We start from the raw sequence: 18,839 nt of genomic DNA, 5'->3' as shown, positions 1-18,839 counted from the left end.
GGGCGTGGTGTTCAAGGTGCAGCCAACATGGACGCCAACCCCGCGACCGCATCGCCTTCGTGCGCGCTGGCCTCCCGGGCCGCTACACGCCGGGCATGAAGCTGAAGGTGCAACGCGCCGCGCGAACTGCGCCCCACCAGCGTCGTGACCTTCATGAGCCAGCGCCGCGAGGCGGTTGAAGAGGCCTACGCTGGCGACATCATCGGCTTCACCACCCACGGCGGCGTGCGGTTGGGCGACACCATCACCGACGGCGCCAGTCTGCAGTTCACCGGCCTGCCCTTCTTTGCTCCGGAAATGTTCATGACCGTGGTGCTGCGCAACCCGCTGCGTACCAAGCAGCTTCAGCAAGGGCTGATGCAACTGGGCGAAGAAGGCGCCATCCAGGTCTTTGAAGCCCGAGGCCGGCGGCAACTTGCTGCTGGGCGCCGTGGGACAGCTGCGGTTCGAGGTGGTTCAGCACCGCCTGAACAATGAGTACGACTGTGACGCGGCGAGGGCTGCCAATACCGGTGCAACGCGATCACGGCCGATACGCCGGGCGAGTTGCGCGAGTTCGAGAACGCCTATCCAATGCGGATGGCGCGCGGGATGCGGCGGATACGCTGGCTTATCTGTGCACGTCACCGTATGACGTGCGGCTGGCGCAGGAGCGGTTTCCGAAGATCCAGTTCCACCCGCTGCGGGAGCATGCGGGGTTGGAGTTGTCAAGCACTCTGTAATGGCAAGTCACAGCGAACCCAACAATTTCGATGCACTGCGCATCTGTGCCGCGAGCGCAGTCTTATACAGCCACCATCACGCGTTGACGGGGCAGTTCGAGCCATCCGTGCTGGGCATCCACACGCTGGGTGGCTTTGCAGTGCTGGTATTTTTCACGATCAGTGGCTACTTGGTGACAAACAGCTGGCTCGTTGATCCAAATGTGTTTCGGTTCTCTGCACGTCGCGCCCTACGAATCTGGCCTGCTTACACGGCAGTCGTCCTCATCTCGGCATATCTCCTGGGAACTTGGGTGTCAGATATGTCCTGGGATCAGTATCTAAAAAGCCAGGAAACAGCGAGCTATCTCAGCAATATCTGGCTGGTTGGCAAAGGCAGTCTGCTCGTGTCTTCACCGACAACCCGATTCCCCGCGCTGTCAATGGCTCCTTGGACCATTCCATTTGAAATTCAGTGTTATGTACTGCTGGCCATCTGCGGCGTGATTGGCCTTCTCAAGGTTCGTGCGCTCTGGCTGTTTTTCATTGCGGTGTGTGTGGTTGGTACCAGGTCCGCTTTGGCCCCGATTTTCACGCAGACGAAACTCAAGCGGGAAATGGTTATCTACTTTCTCGTGGGTTCGCCGTTTGCATGCTCCAACATTGATCAACCGACGCTGGCCCATCGGTTTGGCCCTGGCCACCGTCGTGGCATGCTATGGCTGACCGGATATAAATACCTGGCCTTTCTGACTGCGGTTCCATATCTCACGATCATCGTGGGCAGATCATCCACACCCGTCATCAAACACCTTGGTCATTGGGGCGACCCTCTTACGGCCTCTATTTGTTTGCTTATCCCATTCAGCAGACGATCATCCATTGGCTGTGGCCCGAATTTGGCTTTGTGCCGACCTTGTGTATGGCTGCGCTTGCCACATTGCTGGTTGCTTACTTGTCCTGGCACACCATCGAGAAACATGCATTGCGGCTGAAGCCTCACAAAGCCGGCACATCCATCAGCGACCTGCACAACCTGCGCACCGTTCTTTCAAACCAGTACCTGCAGGATCAAGTGCGGCGCGTGCTCTCAGCTGCTTGGCTGGCCTGGATGCTAGCAATAGCCACACAGCAGCTCATCCGCTTCTTCCCTTCCCCTGATGCGGAACTCAACGGTGATGCCTTCTGGACATATTTACCCAACGCACGACGATTTCTGGCCGCTCCTTGGTCCTACTTGACCACTGATGCGTTAAACTTTTATGTCGCACCGCTGAGCTATATATGGCCAGCCATATGGGGTGCGAATCCTGTGATTACGCAGGTGGCCAATAGCATTCTCTACCTGCTGTGCGTTCTTTGATGTGGCGGTTGGCCACGCGGCTCGGAGGCCTAGTCGCGGGCATGGTGGCCACAGCGCTGTTGGTTCGCTTCCCCGAGCTAGCGAGCTATATCCCTCAGGTGCTGACCGAGCCTCCATATATGTTCGGGCTGCTATTGTTCCTGACTGGAGTTGCGGAATATATGCTGGCGGATCGCCGCCCCTTGGCTTGGCTGGCCATGGCGACCACAGGGCTGGCCGTCACCCTGCTCATCCGACCCGTATTTCAGCTGTATGCCAGCACGGCATTCGTGATGCTGACGGGTCTGCTGTAATGTACCGCCTCAAGCCCCAATTGCGCGTTGGCTGGGGCCGCATTGCCAATCGGCAGACCGTTCTGGCCTTGGCCCTGGCCTTGTCGATACCTGTCTTGGTTGTCGTTAAGAACGGCCTCTATTTCAGTTATTGGGGCATTAGCACCGGCGCCGGATCGGGTCTATTTTATGGTGTAAGCCCATTCAAGATGGGAATGGAGCCAGTTTACGGCGGTTTCGAGTACGATGCAGGCCTTACATCCCGTGTAGCAGATCCCACCACGGAAGGTCATCCGCTGCGTGTCCGTGCTGATCAAATTCAATCTCGCGTCGCGCTCAGTATCGTCCAATCCACTTCCTGGCAAGACAACGTCGCGTTCTTCTGGTTGAAATTCAAGGCGTGGATGTTCTATGGAACCGAGGAACTGAGCTTTCAGCCCAAGCTGCGACAGTTCCGCCTGTTCGAGTGGCTATCAATAATGGGGGCTATCGCGTGTGTTGCTTACCGCCAATGGCGCCTCAAAAATATCCGCTCGCGAGCACGACGGTTCCCAATGAAGACAACGGCGCAACTCGACGCCTGGGCCTATGTGCATTCATTTTGCTGCTTACATTGGGCATGGCTGGCCAATTGTTGCCCGTGCTCTACAACATCCGCTACAACATTTTCTTCTGGACCTGCTGCTGATGCCACTTGCAGGTGTTGGCATCTCCATCTTGGCCCGCATGCTTTGCGCTGGATTGGCCACCCTGGCTTGCGGCACCTCCTGCTAGTCCTTGCGGGCATAGCCATAGTTAGTCTGTTGATGGCTGCAGCAGGATCGTTGACTCGATCAGCCACTCGGCATGCATCTTGGTCCATGGACCCTACACGCCCTGGCCCCCACCAAAATAATGTTGAGCCACGTTAACATGGGCAGGCCGACTATGCAGAATGCCCGTGTGACAGCGCCCAAGAGCTGGGAACTCACTGCCCGCCCCAGCACACTGTCCATTCCACTGGACTTGGAGCAGCCACTGAACTTCCTGGATGGTATCTGGCGGTTCAAACTCACCGTTGTCTCCCCGCAGCCCAGCCGTCAGTGCGAAGCAGTTGCCCTGTCCCTTGATCAGCCTTCACCCGAAACCAATTGGTATGCACCCGCCCCGTTTTTCATCTGATCTTGGACGGCAAGCCACACTTGTACGCTATTCGAGGTAATGGCGTACTCCGCCCTGCAGCATCAGGCAACTTGAATCTCCTGTTTGACTGTCCATCAGGCACCGTTGTGCGCTGGCACGGCGCGCAGTTGTTACGGTCCACTATGCCGGAGGCGCCGCGCACGCGCTCGTCACAACAGGATCGTCCATCAATCCGTATAGGGCCGACGACATTCGATGAAGCCTCATACCAAACGTCTGTACATCGAACCAATCCAACATGACGCCTTTCCTAACGCTTCAAACTCTGGCCTGCGTGATCGGCATCTCTCTGGGTCAGTTGCTGTTTAAAAAAGCCGCCATTACCCTGCCCGCGCAACCCGGTGTATGGGACTGGGTGACGAACGGCTGGCTCCTGACCTCGCTGGCCCTGTATGGCATCACCACCCTGGGCTGGATCTGGGTCCTGCGCCAAGCCCCGCTGCACCTGGCCTACCCATTCATGGGCCTGGCCTTCCTCATCGTGCCCACGCTGGCCTGGTTGCTGCTGGGTGAACCCTTGCACTGGCGCACGCTGGCGGGCGGCGCCTTGATCTTGGCCGGCGTGGCGCTGGCCTCCACCAACGGGTGAACGCCATGCGCATCGCCGTCGCCATCCCATGCTACAAGGTTACCCAGCACGTGCTGAGCGTGATTGCGGCCATCGGCCCCGAGGTAGAAGCCATCTATGCCGTGGACGATGCCTGCCCTGACGGCAGTGGCCGCTTCATCGAGGAGAACAATCGCGACCGCGCGTACGCGTGCTCTACAACCCCGAGAACCGGCGGCGTGGGCGGTGCCATCATCACTGCCTACAAAGCTGCCCTGCCGACGGCATGGACATCGTGGTCAAGATCGACGGCGACGGCCAGATGAACCCGGCCCTCCTGCCTCTGTTCGTGCGCCCGCTGCGACGTGGCCAAGCCGATTACACCAAGGGCAACCGCTTTCACCGCCCCGAGTCGATGCAAGGCATGCCGCCGGTTCGCTTGTTTGGCAACGCCGTGCTGTCATTTCTCACCAAGCTCAGCTGCGGCTACTGGAACATCATGGATCCAACCAATGGCTACACCGCCGCCCGCACCTGCGTGCTGTCCGAGTTGCCACTGGACAAGCTGGAGCAGCGCTATTTTTTCGAAACCGACATGCTGTTCCGCCTGAACACGGTGCGCGCCGTGGTCAAGGACGTTCCCATGGATGCGGTCTATGCGGACGAGGAATCCCACCTCAAGGTCAGCCGCGTGCTGCCGGAATTCCTGCGTAAGAACTGCTCGCGGCTGTGGCGGCGCTACGTCTACAACTATCTTGTGCGCGATTTCAACGTGGGCTCGCTGTACAGCCTGTGCGGCGCCCTGCTCGTTTTCATGGGCACCTTGTTCGGCGCATGGCAATGGATCGTCAGCAGCAGCACCAGCCATCCCGCCACCAGCGGCACGGTGATGCTGGCGGCGCTGCCCATCCTCATCGGCATCCAGTGCCTGATCGCCTTTCTGCACTACGACGTCAGCAACATACCCACCGAGCCACTGAGCCTTTCATTGCAGCGGCAGGTGGATGACAGCAATCCATGAAGCATCTGCACGCATCTTTCTTCCGGGCCGCGGCGCTGGCGGGCCTTTTGCTGGCGGCAACGCCGGGACATGCACAGCCGACGCCAGCCAAACGCCCCCCGATGGTCATCGCCCCAAATCTGGAAGGCATGTACCTCTGCGACGAAGCCGTGGCAGACCCTGGCGTGAAAGACATCGACGCCGCCTACGCCTATTGCCGCCAGCGCAAGCTCACTGGCGCCGCCGCCGTCACGCGCCTGGTCGACACCCTGGAGCCGGGCGGCCCCAAGGGCGACGTGCAGGTCGGCTATCTGGCCACATTGCAACTGCTGGCGCTGTATCGGCACACACCGAAAGGCTGGGTCATCGACACCGCGCGCGCGGACGACTTCCTGAAAGTGATCAGCCAGGTACGGCGGCCCGTGGTGGTGTATTTCGCGGCGGATCATTTCGACAGCATCAACCCCCTGGCGACGGAACTGCGCAAGGATCCACGCAACCTGATGCAGTTGCGGGACGGCAAACCCCTGGAACTGGGCTATTTCGGCTACCCCATCATTCCCTACACCCTGTCCACGGACCCAGCCATCCCGGTGAACAAGTACCGGTTCCAGGCGCTGGACTACATGGCCAAACGGATGAAGGCCCTGCCCAAGGCCGTGCAGGGCCGCATCGTGGCCTACACGCTGGCGGGTGAGCTGCACCAATTGTTTCCCGACTTCGAGAATGGCACCGGCGCCTACCAGCACATTCAAGTCACCGATTACAGCCCCGTTCGGTGGCCGGGTTTCGCCAGTGGCTGCAGGGCAAGTACCACACCATCGAGCAGTTCAATGCACGCCACGGCTTTGCCTATCCCACGTTCGACGCGGTGCCCGCGCCGGCCAAGGACATCCGCAAGGAAAAGCTCACCTCGTACGGTGAACACTACGACGCCTTCGCCGACGGCACGCTGCCGATCGCAGGCTGGCTGTGGGACCCCAGCGCATCATCACCCGACTGGATTTGTATATCGACGGCAAGCTGATCGGCCCCGTTCCCCGGGGATTGAACCGGCTCGACGTGTACCGCGCCGAGGCGTCCATCAACACGCCCAACACCGGCTTTCGCTACGACTTCGACTACAGCGCCCTCCGCCGGGCCAACACGTGGCTCAGGTCGTCGCCGAGTCGGGCGGCGCGCGCCACAAGCTGGGCGAGGTCGAGTTCGTCGTCGTGCCGCGCGATCAGTCGCGCGTGAAGGCCCCGCGTCCCGCTGTGTTGACGCGGCTCAAGGATGCCAAGCAGTTGCCCGGCGCGCGTTACTGGCTCGACATGCCACGCCCATCGCAGGATGTGTACTACAACCCGCTGGCACGCGACTGGAACCTGTACAGGGAATCACAGGTGTACGACTTCCTGAAGGCGTTCCACGCGCGCGCCCTCAAGGCCGGCCTGCCAGCGGACAAGCTGTACTCCCACCAGATCGTCCCGACCGCCAATTCCTCATGGAATCCGCAGCTCTTCGCCGCGGGCACTACGCTGGAGGGCAGCGCCCCCTTGGAAGCAAGGTTTGAACATGTATGGCGGCACCACGGACAGCGCATGGATGCGCGATTTCCGGCCAGCCACAAGATCAGCGACTATGGCGTGCCCGGAGTTCAACCCCAGCAATGGAAGCGTGACGGCGCGCATCTTGCCGCCATGCAGTCGCACTACGAGGGCGGCGCGCGCTTCATCAGCCCTTTCTCCTTTCCGTGATCCCGCGCAAGTACAAGGGCGCCGAGAGCAGTGCCATTCAGCGGATGCAACTCAGCCCGGACAATCCGCATGAAGGCTCGGACAAGTTCTACCGCGCCATCATCGAATTCGCAAAGCGTTAGCGCGCCAGCACCCCCGCCAGCGCCACCCCCGTGTGCGTGCCTACGCGCACCACCTCCTCCGGCGTGCCGGCCGCCACGACCAGGCCGCCGCCGTCACCGCCCTCGGGCCCCAGGTCGATGATCCAGTCGGCTTCGGCGATCAGGTCCAGGTCGTGCTCGATCACCAGCACGCTGTGGCCGCCGTTCACCAGGCGGTGCAGCACGTGGATGAGCTTTTCCACGTCCTGCATGTGCAAACCGACGGTGGGTTCGTCCAGCACGTACAGGGTGTGCGGCGCCTTCTGGCCGCGCCGGCCCACGTCGTCACGCACCTTGCTCAATTCCGTCACCAGCTTGATGCGCTGCGCCTCGCCGCCGCTCAGGGTCGGACTGGGCTGGCCGAGGGTGAGGTAGCCCAGGCCGACGTCCTTCAGCAGCTGCAGCGGGTGGCTGATGGCGGGCATGCTGGCAAGAATTGACTGCGTCGTCCACTTCCATCTTCAACACGTCGCCGATGTTCTGGCCGCGCCAGGTGACGGCCAGGGTCTCGGGGTTGAAGCGCGCGCCGCCGCAGCCCTCGCAGGGCGTCTTCACGTCGGGCAGGAAGCTCATCTCGATGGTGCGCACGCCCTGGCCCTTCGCAGGCCGGGCAGCGGCCTTCGCCGGTGTTGAAGCTGAAACGCCCGGGGCCCAGCCGCGCGCCTTGGCCTCCAGCGTGTCGGCGAACAGGCGGCGCACGGTGTCCCAGAAGCCGATGTAGGTGGCGGGGCAGCTGCGCGGGGTCTTGCCGATGGGGTCTGGTCCACTTCCAGCACGCGGTCGACCTGGCCGTAGCCGTCCAGGCGGTGCAGCCGACCAAGCCATGACTATTGGTTTCATAGCTGCTCGCGATTTCTGCGTGGCGCTAGAAGCCTTTTGCTTTGAAATCGTGGCGCACGAGCGCTGCACGTTGGCCAGCAGCACGTCGCGCGCCAGGGTGGATTTGCCGGAGCCGGAAACACCCGTGACCGCCACAGCGCTTGAGCGGCACGTTCACGTCGACATTTTTCAGGTTGTGCAGGTGGGCGCCTTGCAGCGCCAGCCACGCGTTGTCCTGCACCACCGGTCGGCGCGCGTGCAGCGGGTGGCGCATGGCGTGACGCAGGTAGCGGCCGGTCGCCGAATCGGGCGCGGCCTCCAGGTCGGCGGCACGGCCTTCGGCCACCAGCCGGCCGCCGCGCACGCCGGCGCCGGGGCCGCTGTCGATGATGTGGTCGGCACGGCGAATGGTGTCTTAGTCGTGCTCGACCACGACCAGGGTGTTGCCCAGATCACGCAGGCCCTTCAGCGTGCCCAGCAGGATCTGGTTGTCGCGCGCGTGCAGGCCGATGGTGGGCTCGTCCAGCACGTAGCACACGCCTTGCAGGTTGCTGCCCAGTTGCGCGGCCAGGCGGATGCGCTGGGCCTCGCCGCCGCTGAGGGTGGGCGCGCCGCGGTCGAGCGTGAGGTAGCCCAGGCCGACCTGTTCGAGAAATTCGAGGCGGCTCCTGATCTCGGGCAGCAGGTCGCGCGCGATGTCGGCGTCGCGCCCCTGCAGCGGGAGGCCGTCGATGTACGGAGAACAGGCGCGGGTCGAGCTCGGCGTAGCTGGTGGCGCAGGCCGGGCAGGCCCGCTTGGTGGAGAGAACACCTCGACGCGGCCATGCGCGCGGTCGGGAGCCTGCCATCATCGCCGCGCGCAGGCCGGCCAGGTCGCTCAGCACGTGCACCACGCCCTTGCCGTGCTCCAGCGCTTGGGCCAGCGACTCGCGCAGCTGCGCCTCGTTGCCGGGGGTGACGGGCAGGCTCATCGACCGGCAGCTCGATGGTGTGCTCCTGAAGCGGTCGATGCGCGGAAAGTTGGTGGTCGGCAGAAACTCGCCATCCACCCGCAGGTGTGTGAAGCCACGCGGGCGCGCCCAGTCGGCCAGCTCGGTGTACACGCCCTTGCGCCCGACGACCAAAGGCGCCAGCAGGCCGATGGTCTGGCCGCGGTAGCGCGTGAGGATCTGCGCGGCGATGCGCTCGGGCGTTTGCGGCTACACGGCGGCGCCGTCGTGAATGCAGTGCTGTACGCCCAGCTTCACATACAGCAGACGCAGGAAGTGCCAGACCTCCGTGGTGGTGCCCACGGTGCTCTTGCGGCCGCCGCGCGAGAGGCGCTGCTCGATCGCCACGGTGGGCGGGATGCCGTACACCGCGTCCACCTCGGGCCGGCCGGCCGGCTGCACGATGCTGCGCGCGTAGGCGTTGAGCGATTCGAGGTAGCGGCGCTGGCCCTCGTTGAACAGGATGTCGAAGGCCAGAGTGGACTTGCCCGAGCCGCTGACGCCGGTGATGACGTTGAACTTGCCGCGCGGGATGTCACGCTGCGGTTCTTGAGGTTGTGCTCGCGCGCGTTCAGGATCTCGATGTCGTCGGATGGATTCTGAACGTTTTCGGCCTGTAGCCCGCTCCCCTCTTGCGTCAGTCGCTCATATTTATATAGCATCTCCACGTCGCGCACGGCACCTCGTCCGGGCCGGCCGAGGGTCTGGCCGTAGGCGCGCAGCGCGGCGCCGGTGTGCGAGGCGGGATGCCGCGCCATGTCGGCCGGCGCGCCTTCGGCGACGACGCGGCCGCCGGCGTCACCGCCCTCGGGGCCGAGGTCGACCAGCCAGTCGGCCGCGCGATCACGTCCAGGTTGTGCTCGATGACGATGAGCGAATGGCCGGCCTCCAGCAGCTTGCGCAAAAGCGCGCATCAGCTTGGCGATGTCGTCGAAGTGCAGGCCGGTGGTGGGCTCGTCGAACAGGAACAGCGTGCCCTTTGCGCGCCACGGGCTGGCTGGCGCGCTGGCGCGCGCGCCTCGGCCAGGAAGCCCGCCAGCTTCAAGCGCTGCGCTTCGCCGCCGCTCAGCGTGGGCACGGGCTGGCCGAGCTTCACGTAGTCCAGCCCCACGTCCACGATGGGCTGCAGGGCGCGGACCACCTCGCGGTTGGACCCGCTCCGCGCTGCGCGCCCCCTAGGGCCGCCGGCCGCCAAGCGCTGGACGGCCTCGGCCACGGTGAGGTCCAGCACGTCGGCCACGTTCAGGTGCCGCGATCTTGAATTGGGGTCAGATTCGAATTTGCCGGATTCGAGGCTGGCCAATGCGTCCGCCGCGTGCCGCAAATGGGACTCTGACCCCAATTTTTGGGTTGGGCGCTCGATGGTGACTTCGAGGATCTCGGGCCGGTAGCGCCGGCCGTCGCAGTCGGGGCAGCGCAGGTAGATGTCGCTGAGGAACTGCATCTCGACGTGCTCGAAGCCCGAGCCGCCGCAGGGGGGCAGCGCCCGTGCCCGGGTTGAAGCTGAACTTGGACGCCGTGTAGCCGCGCTGCGCGCGCCAGCGGCGCGGCGGCGAACAGGGCGCGGATGGCGTCCCATGCGCCGACGTAGCTGACGGGTTGGAACGCGCGGTCTTGCCGATGGGCGACTGGTCGACGAAGACCACGCCGCCGAGCTGCTCGGCGCCCAGCAGCCGGTCGTGCGCGCCGGGCGGCTCGGTGGCCCTGGCCGAAGTGGCGCTTGAGGGCGGGCGCCAGCACGTCCTGGATCAGCGTGACTTGCCCGGAGCCGGACACGCCGGTGACGCTGACGAGGCGCTGCAGCGGGAATTCGACCGACACGTCCTTCAGGTTGTGCTGGCGCGCGCCTTCCAGGACGAGGCGCGGCGTGCCGTCGGTCACCGGCCGCGCAGGCCCAGGCCGATGGTGCGGCGCCCGCCGGAGGTAGGCGCCGGTCAGCGTGTCGGCATGGCGGGCCTGATCGGGCGTGCCGTCGAAGACGATGCGCCCGCCCGCGCCGGGGCCGGGGCCCAAGTCGAGGACGCGGTCGGCGGCCAGCATGACGGCGGGGTCGTGCTCCACCACGACCAGCGTGTTGCCGGCGCGCTTGAGGCGCTGCATGGCCTCGGTGATGCGGTCCATGTCGCGCGGGTGCAGGCCGATGCTGGGCTCGTCGAGCACGAACAGGGTGTTGACGAGGGAGGTGCCCAGCGCCGTGGTCAGGTTGATGCGCTGGACCTCGCCGCCGGACAGGGTGCGGCTTTGCCGGTCGAGCGTGAGGTAGCCGATGCCGACATCGCACAGGTAGCGCAGGCGCGTGGTGATCTCGTCGAGGATGAGCGCCAGGGCCTTGGCGTCGGCGCCGTCGTGCGTGGCGGTCGGCCTGGCCGCTGGCGGGGATTTCAAGTCAAAATCGGCTCCAGCCGGCGTGGAATATGCATCAACAGCTATTGATTCAGGAGCATCCGTGGCGGGTTGCGCCATCTGGCCGAAGAAGCGCCGCAGCCGCTCGATGGGCAGCAGCATCAGGTCGTGCAGGCTGAGGCCGGGCAGGGCTTCGAGCTGCGCGCGCGTCCAGTCCACGCCCCGGGGCATGAAGCGGCGCGCGGGGTCGAGCACCGCGTCGGCGTCGTCCTGGCTGCCCACGCGCCACAGCAGCGACTCGGTCTTCAGCCGCGCGCCGCCGCAGTCGGGGCACTCGGTGTAGCTGCGGTACTTGGACAGCAGCACGCGGATGTGCATCTTGTACGCCTTGCTCTCCAGGTACTGGAAAGAAGCGCCGGATGCCGTACCACTGCTTGTTCCAGTTGCCCTCCTTGTAGCCCGGCGCGCCCTCGATGACCCAGTGGCGCTGCTCGGGCGTGAGCTTGCCCCAGGCGTGTCGCGCGGGATGCCGGCGCCCTCGGCATGGCGCATCAGGTCGTCCTGGCACTCGCGCCAGGCGGGCGTCTGGATCGGCTTGACGGCGCCCGCGCGCAGCGTGAGCCGCTCGTCGGGGATCACCAGCCCCCAGTCCACCCCGATCACGCGCCCGAAGCCGCGGCAGGTCTCGCACGCGCCCACGGCCGAGTTGAAGGAGAACATGGACGGCATCGGCTCGCGGTAGCGGGTCGCTGTCGGGGCAGTGCAGGCCGGTGGAGAAGCGCCAGACCGGGCTGTCCGCCTCCACGTCGCCCAGCACGTACACGTTCAGCCGGCCGGCGCTGCGGTGCAGCGCGACCTCGATGGCCTCGATCACGCGCGCCTTCTCGGCGCCGCTGATCCTGAAGCGGTCGGCCACCACGTCCAGCAGTTTCTTGTCGCCGTCCACACGCTCACTCTGCACGCGCGTGAAGCCGCTGGCGGCCAGCCACTGTGCCACTTCGTCGGCCGTGGTGTTGCCGGGCAGCTCGACCGGAAAAGTGACCGCGAGGCGCGGATCCTCCCTCTGGCGGGCGCGTTCGGCGAGCTCCGCGCAGATGCTCTGGGCGTGTCATGCCGCACCGGCAGCGCGGTGTCCTGGTCAAACAACTGGGCCGCGCGCGCGAACAAGAGCTTCAGGTGGTCGTTCAGCTCCGTCATCGTGCCCACGGTGGAGCGCGAGCTGCGCACCGGGTTGGTCTGGTCGATGGCGATGGCCGGCGGCACGCCCTCGACCTTGTCCACCGCGGGCTTGTCCATGCGGTCGAGGAACTGCCGCGCGTAGGCACTGAAGGTCTCCACGTAGCGCCGCTGCCCCTCGGCGTACAGCGTGTCGAACACCGGGCTCGACTTGCCGGAGCCGCTGGGCCCGGTCACCACCGTCAGCTCGCCGGTGCGGATGTCCAGATCCAGGTTCTTCAGGTTGTGCTGCCGCGCACCGCGGATGCGGATGAGGCCTCGGGTCATGGGGAAGGCGGGATGGGGCGGGAGCGAAGATTCTAGGGAAAGGCTCCGCCACGCGCGGCCAGCAGGACAAAGCCAGCGTCCTCCCATGGTTCCTGAATCCGCGCGGCGTGCCGCCGCTGCATGCTGCCCGCCGAGGAAGCGCTAGACGGCCCGCCCCCTTCGCCCAAGCTCATGCGCGCAGCGCTCAAAGCCGCTCGACGATCGTGACGTTGGCCATGCCGCCACCCTCGCACATGGTCTGCAGGCCGTAGCGCTTGCCGCGCTGGCCCAGCGCATGGACCAGCGTGGTCATCAGCTTGGCGCCGGAACCGCCCAGCGGATGGCCCAGCGCGATGGCGCCGCCGTTGACGTTCAGGCGATCGGGTCGGCGCCCAGCGCCTGCAGCCAGGCCAGCGGCACGGGCGCGAAGGCTTCGTTCACCTCGAAGAGGTCGATGTCGTCGATCTTCATGCCGGCTTTCTGCAGCGCGCGCTGGGTGGCGGGCAATGGCGCTTCGAGCATGATCACCGGGTCGTGGCCCAACACGCTGAGGTGGTGGATGCGCGCGAGCGGCTTGACGCCCAGCGATTTCAGGCCGCGCTCGCTGACCACCATCAGGCCGGCCGCGCCGTCGCAGATCTGGCTGGCGGTGGCCGCCGTGCAGCGCCCGCCCTCGGCGATGAGCTTGACGCCGGCGATGCTCTCCAGCGTGGCGTCGAAGCGGATGCCCTCGTCGCGCGTGTGCAGGTCGCCGGGTTCGGTGCCATCGTTCATGCGTGCGCGCACGGGCACGATCTCCGCATCGAACAGGCCGGCCTGGGTGGCGGCGATCGCGCGTTGGTGGCTGCCCAGCGCGTAGGCGTCGAGATGGGCTTTTTTGAGCCCGTACTTCCTGGCCATCATCTCGGCGCCGGTGAACTGGCTGAACTCGATGCCGGGGTAGCGCTGCTGCATGGCCGGGCTCATGTAAGTGCCCAGGCCGTTCTTGAAGGGCAGCACGATCGGGGTGCCCATGGGCACGCGCGTCATGCTCTCGACGCCGGCGGCGATCACCACGTCCATGGTGCCCGACATCACGGCCTGCGCCGCGAAGTGCAGCGCCTGCTGCGAGGAGCCGCACTGGCGGTCGATGGCGGTGGCGGGCACGGACTCGGGCAGCGTCGAGGCCAGCACCGCGTTGCGCGCGATGTTGATGCCCTGCTCGCCGACCTGGCTGACGCAGCCCATGATGACGTCCTCGACCAGCGCCGGGTCGGCACCGGTGCGCGCCACCAGGGCGTTCGAGCACCTGCGCGGCGAGGTCCGCGGGGTGCCAGCCGGACAGGCGGCCACTGCGGCGGCCGCCGGCGGTGCGGGCGGCGGCGACGATATAGGCTTCGGGCATGAAGGACTCCATGGAATTCGATCGGGGCGTTGTTCGTTCAGGCGCGCGGCTCAGCGCGGCGCCATGCGGATCGCGCCGTCGAGGCGCACGCTTTCGCCGTTGAAGTAGCCGTTGGTGATCATCGTCTCGGCCAGTTGCGCGTACTCGTCCGGGTCGCCCAGGCGCTTGGGGAAGGGCACCGACGCCGCCAGCGCGTCCTTGACGTTGTCGGGCAGGCCGGCGAGCAGCGGCGTCTCGAAGATGCCGGGCAGGATGGTGTTGACGCGGATGCCTTCGCCCATCAGGTCGCGCGCGATCGGCAGCGTCATGCCGACCACGCCGGCCTTGAGGCGCTGTAGGCCACTGGCCCATCTGCCCGTCCTGCGCCGCCACCGAGGCGGTGTTGACGATGGCGCCGCGCTCGCCGTCCTGCAGCGCGTCGAGCGCCAGCATGCCGGCGGCCGACTTGGCGATGCAGCGGAAGGTGCCCACCCGGTTGATCTGGATGATGCGGTCGAAGTTGGCTGTCGGGAAGGCGCGGATCTCGCCCGTGGTCTTGTCGCGGCTGGCGGTCTTGACGGCGTTGCCGGTGCCGGCGCAGTTGACCAGGATGCGTTCCTGCCCGTGCGCGGCGCGCGCCTTGGCGAAGGCGGCATCGACCTGATCCTCGGAGGTGACGTCGACCCGGCAGAACACGCCGCCGATCTCCTGGGCCAGGGCTTCGCCCAGTTCCGGGTTGAGGTCGAACAGCGCCACCTTCACGCCATGGCCGGCCAGGCGGCGCGCGGTGGCGGCGCCCAGGCCCGAGGCGCCGCCCGTGACGACGGCGGCAATGCTGGAATCGAGTTGCATGTCGGGTGATCCTTGGAGGGGTGGGGGAAACGGGAAGCGGTGCGGCGCGATCACGCGGCCCTGCGTGTCGGTGCCCCGCAGCTTGGCCATCGACGCGGTGGCGGTGTCCAGCCGGCCGGCCACCAGGTCCTCGACGCAGCGGTCGATGAAGGCACGGCCCACCTTGATCTGCGTGGCGATCTCGGCCAGCTTGAACTTGGTGTTCTGGAACTCGGCGATCGGCTGGCCGAAGGCCTTGCGCTCGCGCACGTAGTCCAGCGTGGCGGCGTAGGCGCCTTCCATGGCGGCCAGCGCGCTCACGCCGATGATGAGGCGCTCGTAGGGCAGGTCGCCCATGAGCTGAAAGAAGCCCCTGCCCTTCCTGGCCGCCCAGCAGCGCGTCGGCCGGCACCTGCCGCCGTCGAAGAACAGTTCGGCGGTGTCCTGCGCCTTCAGGCCGATCTTGTCGAGACACGCGGCCCACGCGGTAGCCCTCGCGCCCTTCGGTCTCGACGATCAGGATCGACGTGCCCTTGGCGCCTTTCGTGGGGTCGGTCTTGGCCACCACCAGCACCACGCCGGCCAGGTAGCCGTTGGAGATGAAGGTCTTGGAGCCGTGGATGGCGTAGCCGCCCGCGTTCTTCTCGGCGCGCACGCACGCCCTGCAGGTCGGAGCCGGCGCCCGGCTCGGTCATGGCGATGGCGCCCACGAGCTCCGCCGCGCGCGAGCCGCGGAGGTACTTGCGCTTCTGCTCTTCGGTGCCGTGGTTCAGGAAGTAGTGCGCCACGATCGAATGCACGCCCACGCTCATGCCGCTGGCGCGCGGCGCGCCATCTCTTCGTGGATCACGGCTTCGTGGCGGAAGTCGCCGCCCCCGCCGCCGTAGGCTTCCGGGAACGTCCACGCACAGCAGGCCCAGTTCGCCGGCCTTGCGCCACAGGGCGTGGCCGACGGTTGCCGCTCTGCGCGCCGCCTCGTCGTCGGAAGCATCTCGGCTTCGAGGAAGCGCACCACGTTGTCGCGGAACAGTTCCAACTCTTCGTCCATCCAGGAGCGGCGGAAATCGAGGGCATGTTTCGTTCTTCCTTTCTGGAAAACTCTATACGAGTTTGCAAGCCAAGCGCGAACGCAGCGCGAAGCCACGAACAATACAGACGTTTTTGGTTCGCTGCCGCGCTGTGGCGCCGCTGGCGGCCCCAACTTGGCGTTCCAGCGTCCAGCCCGGCAGTCATCGGGCTGCAAAGCCAACTGCTGAACATGAGCATCGGGATGCTGCTGTCCCGCCTGGCTTGGGCCGTGTCATTACGAGGCCACCTTCATGGTGATCGCCGATCTGTTCGCTGCGACCTGGGCCGCGCCTGGCTGTGCACGCTCGCCAGCCCCGATGAACGCGCCGAGGTGCTGCGGCAGATGGCAACCGCGCGTCCTGACGATGGCGCGCTGTGCGCCGGGCATCGCGGAATCGCTGGAGACCCAGGCTCGCCTGGTACCGACCGTGAACTCCGGAACGATGCGTGCGGGCGATACGGCGTGGGCTGTGCTCGCGCATCCGCCACGGCACACGGTCGCTGATCCTCAACTGCTCCATCTCCCCACGCGAACGCAGCCAAGGAACCGCTCGCCTCATCGGCCCTCGGTTGGTGGAACTGGTGCAGCGCCAGCGAGCTGGCGACCGACCATATATTTGAGCCTGCCGGCCGAAGAGGTAGAGACGGAAGAGCAGCGCCGCTCCGGAAGCGCTGGGAATGCTATCAGTCTCAGGCTTTGGTGCGCCGGCCTGCCGTCCCCGCTTCCCGTGCGCCGCTGGCGTAGGCGCGGCGTGCAGGGGCGACGAGGTGTGCGGCGGTTGGCTGAGAAATCAGGGCTTTTTCACCAATGGAGCCAAGCAATATGCCCGACAACACTCACACATCGCGCCGCAGCGTGCTCGCGGGCGCGGCGGCTTTGCTGGCCGCCGCGCCCTGTGGCAATTCGCCCGCCTGGCTGACCAACCCATCCGCCTGATCGTGCCCCTTCCCCGCCGGAGGGGCACCGACGTGATGGGCGCCTGCTGGCCCAGGGACTGGGCAAGGAACTGGGCACCACGGTGATCGTGGACGTCGTAGCCGGCGCCACTGGCACCATCGGCAGGCAGCCCAGGTCTCACGCCCCGCGCCGGATGGGCGCACGCTGCTGCTGGGCGTCACCGGGCAACATGGCCATTGCCCCGGCGCTGCTCGGGGTCGCGGTACAACACCGAGAAAAGGATTTCACCGCCCTGGCTCGCATCTGCCATGGCGCAACCTCTGGTGGCCGGCCGCAAATGCCCGGCCAACACGGCGGCCGAGATGGTGGCGCGCCTGTTGCACCGGGCGAGCCGCGTAGATGTACGGGTCGTGGGAGGCGGCAACTCGGGCGGCCCATCTGGCCGCCGAAGGCATCCGTGCGTCCACCGGCGTCCGCCGCGCAAGATGGAGCACGTGCCCTACAAGGCGTGGCCCCGCTGCTGCAGGACCAGATCGGCGGGCAGATCCAGGTGGGCATGGTGGATGTGGCGGGCGCCCTGCCCAGGTGCGCGCGGGCAGGATCAAGGTGCTGGCCGTGACGGTAGCAGCGGTCGTCCGTGCTGCCGCAGGTACCCACATTGAAAGAAGCGAATCGCTTTCGACACCGAAATCTGGTTCGGCCTGTTCGCCCCGGCGCTTGCCCGAGGCCGAGGCGCAAAGGATCGGCTCGGGCCGCTTAGCGCGCCGCTGCGTAAGCCCGAGTGACCGCGCGAGCTGGGGATGGAGGCCGACCCCATCACGCGCGCCGGCTTCGACAAGGAATGGGCGCGCGACGCGGTGACCTGGGCGCGCCCGCGTGAAGCAAAGCGGCGCCACGGCGGATCGGAGACATTCGAGGAATTGACCGGAGACAACATTCATGATAATCACCCCCCAAGACCAAGATTCCAGTGGCCGCAAGGCGCGCATTCCGACGGTGTTAAAAGGACCGTGGGCGCTTGCCGGCACCTTGAACTTCGCGGACACCCCGTGATTTCGACGACGTCCGGCGCGGCTTTGTCGGCACGCTGGAGAACGCGACCATCAAGGGACGCAAAATGGATGCGGTCTGGAGCATGGAGGAGTACGACTTCCTGGGCAACGCGAAGAAGCGCCGCTCACCGTCAACGCCAGCCTGTGGCGCATGGGCCGCCTGAACGCAGGTGCACGGCCTGTTCAAGGTGTGCGAGCGCATCTACCGTGCACGGCTTCGACCTGGCGAACATCACCTTCATCGAAGGCGACACCGGCCTGATCGTCATCGATCCACTGACTTTCGAGGAACCGCGAGGCCGCGCTCGAGCTGTACTGGCAGCACCGCGCCAGCGCCCCCGTCCATGCGGTGATGCAGCCACAGCCACCGCGACCACTACGGCGGCGCCGGGTGTCGCCAACCCCAGGACGTCGACGCGGGCCACGTGCAAATCATCGCGCCCGACGGCTTCATGGAAGTCATGTTGGTTGCGCTGCTGGCAGGCGTGCCGTCCGCGCCGCCGCGCCGAGTTCCAGTTCGGCACCTACACCGGGCCGGGCGAGCGCTCGCACGTCGACAGCGGCCTGGGCAGGGGCAGGGGCGCTGCTATTCTCGGGCCTCGTCCCGCCCACGCAGTTGATCTATGAAAACCGGTGGAAAAGCGCGTCGTCGACGGCGTCGAAATCATCTTCCAGCCGACGCCCGGCACCGAAGCGCCCGCGGAGATGAACTTCACTTTCCGCAGATGCGCGCGGGCTGAACATGGCCGAAAACGCCGGCCATACCATGCATAACCCTGTGCCCCATCCGGGCGCCAAGGTGCGCGACGCGCTGGCCTAGGCCAGCCACATGGATGAAAGCGTGGACGTTCGCGGGCCAGGCCGAAGCGTCTGCTTTGCCCAGCACCACTGGCCTTGCTGGGGCACCGAGAACGTGGTGCAGTACCTGAGCGAGCACCGCGACATGTAACGCTACCTGCACGACCAGACGCTGCGCCTGATGAGCCACGGCCTCACGTCGCGCGAGATCGCTGCCGAGCAACTGATGATGCCGAGCACGCTGGCGAAAAA

General features: G+C 65.9%; 11 protein-coding genes and 6 pseudogenes. 10 read left to right on the top strand and 7 right to left on the bottom strand.

Annotation, left to right across the window (positions count from 1 at the left end):
• The 9 genes and pseudogenes from IPG65_RS00085 to IPG65_RS00045 all read left to right on the top strand — a co-directional run.
• Positions 1-722 (top strand): annotated as a pseudogene (locus IPG65_RS00085) (peptide chain release factor 3); the annotation flags it as partial.
• On the top strand, positions 722-1,696 hold the full coding sequence (locus IPG65_RS00080) for an acyltransferase (RefSeq protein WP_293187215.1): 975 nt from the start codon (positions 722-724) through the stop codon (positions 1,694-1,696). The pseudogene IPG65_RS00085 and the gene IPG65_RS00080, both read left to right, overlap by 1 nt.
• The gene (locus IPG65_RS00075; protein WP_293187213.1) at positions 1,657-2,064 is read left to right on the top strand and encodes a hypothetical protein; all 408 of its coding nucleotides are present in this window, start codon (positions 1,657-1,659) and stop codon (positions 2,062-2,064) included. Before IPG65_RS00080 ends, IPG65_RS00075 begins: the two co-directional genes overlap by 40 nt.
• A gap of 41 nt (positions 2,065-2,105) precedes the next feature.
• Complete coding sequence (locus tag IPG65_RS00070; RefSeq protein WP_293187211.1) at positions 2,106-2,357, top strand: hypothetical protein; 252 nt, start codon at positions 2,106-2,108, stop codon at positions 2,355-2,357.
• Positions 2,358-3,756: 1,399 nt separating this feature from the next.
• Positions 3,757-4,107, top strand: a complete 351-nt coding sequence (locus tag IPG65_RS00065) for an EamA family transporter (protein WP_293187209.1) — start codon at positions 3,757-3,759, stop codon at positions 4,105-4,107.
• A 5-nt stretch (positions 4,108-4,112) separates the two neighbouring features.
• A complete protein-coding gene (locus IPG65_RS00060; protein ID WP_293187217.1) occupies positions 4,113-4,391 on the top strand; it encodes a hypothetical protein in 279 nt (92 codons plus the stop codon).
• Positions 4,277-5,086: a glycosyltransferase family 2 protein gene (locus tag IPG65_RS00055; RefSeq protein WP_293187207.1), complete on the top strand. Its 810-nt coding sequence runs from the start codon at positions 4,277-4,279 to the stop codon at positions 5,084-5,086. The genes IPG65_RS00060 and IPG65_RS00055 overlap by 115 nt, the downstream gene beginning before the upstream one ends.
• Positions 5,083-6,804, top strand: coding sequence for a hypothetical protein (locus IPG65_RS00050; protein WP_293187205.1), 1,722 nt, complete (start codon positions 5,083-5,085; stop codon positions 6,802-6,804). The genes IPG65_RS00055 and IPG65_RS00050 overlap by 4 nt, the downstream gene beginning before the upstream one ends.
• Complete coding sequence (locus tag IPG65_RS00045) at positions 6,801-6,926, top strand: hypothetical protein (protein ID WP_293187203.1); 126 nt, start codon at positions 6,801-6,803, stop codon at positions 6,924-6,926. The genes IPG65_RS00050 and IPG65_RS00045 overlap by 4 nt, the downstream gene beginning before the upstream one ends.
• Here IPG65_RS00045 and IPG65_RS00040 read toward each other — a convergent pair.
• From IPG65_RS00040 to IPG65_RS00015, 6 genes and pseudogenes are all read right to left on the bottom strand, one after another.
• Positions 6,923-12,598, bottom strand: a pseudogene (locus tag IPG65_RS00040) (excinuclease ABC subunit A). The gene IPG65_RS00045 and the pseudogene IPG65_RS00040 sit on opposite strands and share 4 nt — an antisense overlap.
• 184 nt (positions 12,599-12,782) lie before the next feature.
• Positions 12,783-13,961: pseudogene (locus IPG65_RS00035) on the bottom strand (acetyl-CoA C-acetyltransferase).
• Between the two features lie 50 nt (positions 13,962-14,011).
• Positions 14,012-14,792 (bottom strand): annotated as a pseudogene (locus IPG65_RS00030) (SDR family oxidoreductase).
• Between the two features lie 111 nt (positions 14,793-14,903).
• A pseudogene (locus tag IPG65_RS00025) lies at positions 14,904-15,128 on the bottom strand (acyl-CoA dehydrogenase family protein); the annotation flags it as partial.
• 169 nt (positions 15,129-15,297) lie between these two features.
• A pseudogene (locus IPG65_RS00020) lies at positions 15,298-15,426 on the bottom strand (acyl-CoA dehydrogenase); the annotation flags it as partial.
• 153 nt (positions 15,427-15,579) lie between these two features.
• Positions 15,580-15,819: an acyl-CoA dehydrogenase family protein gene (locus IPG65_RS00015; protein WP_293187201.1), complete on the bottom strand. Its 240-nt coding sequence runs from the start codon at positions 15,817-15,819 to the stop codon at positions 15,580-15,582.
• Between the two features lie 843 nt (positions 15,820-16,662).
• Here IPG65_RS00015 and IPG65_RS00010 point away from each other — a divergent pair.
• Complete coding sequence (locus IPG65_RS00010) at positions 16,663-16,776, top strand: twin-arginine translocation signal domain-containing protein (RefSeq protein WP_293187199.1); 114 nt, start codon at positions 16,663-16,665, stop codon at positions 16,774-16,776.
• 1,725 nt (positions 16,777-18,501) lie between these two features.
• Here IPG65_RS00010 and IPG65_RS00005 read toward each other — a convergent pair.
• A partial coding sequence (locus IPG65_RS00005) for a hypothetical protein (RefSeq protein ID WP_293187197.1) occupies positions 18,502-18,839 on the bottom strand: 338 nt, incomplete at its 5' end.

Source organism: Ottowia sp., from assembly GCF_016703145.1.
Lineage (GTDB): Bacteria > Pseudomonadota > Gammaproteobacteria > Burkholderiales > Burkholderiaceae_C > Ottowia.
Note: the sequence above shows the minus strand (reverse complement) of the source record. Positions and strands in the feature narration are given on the sequence as shown.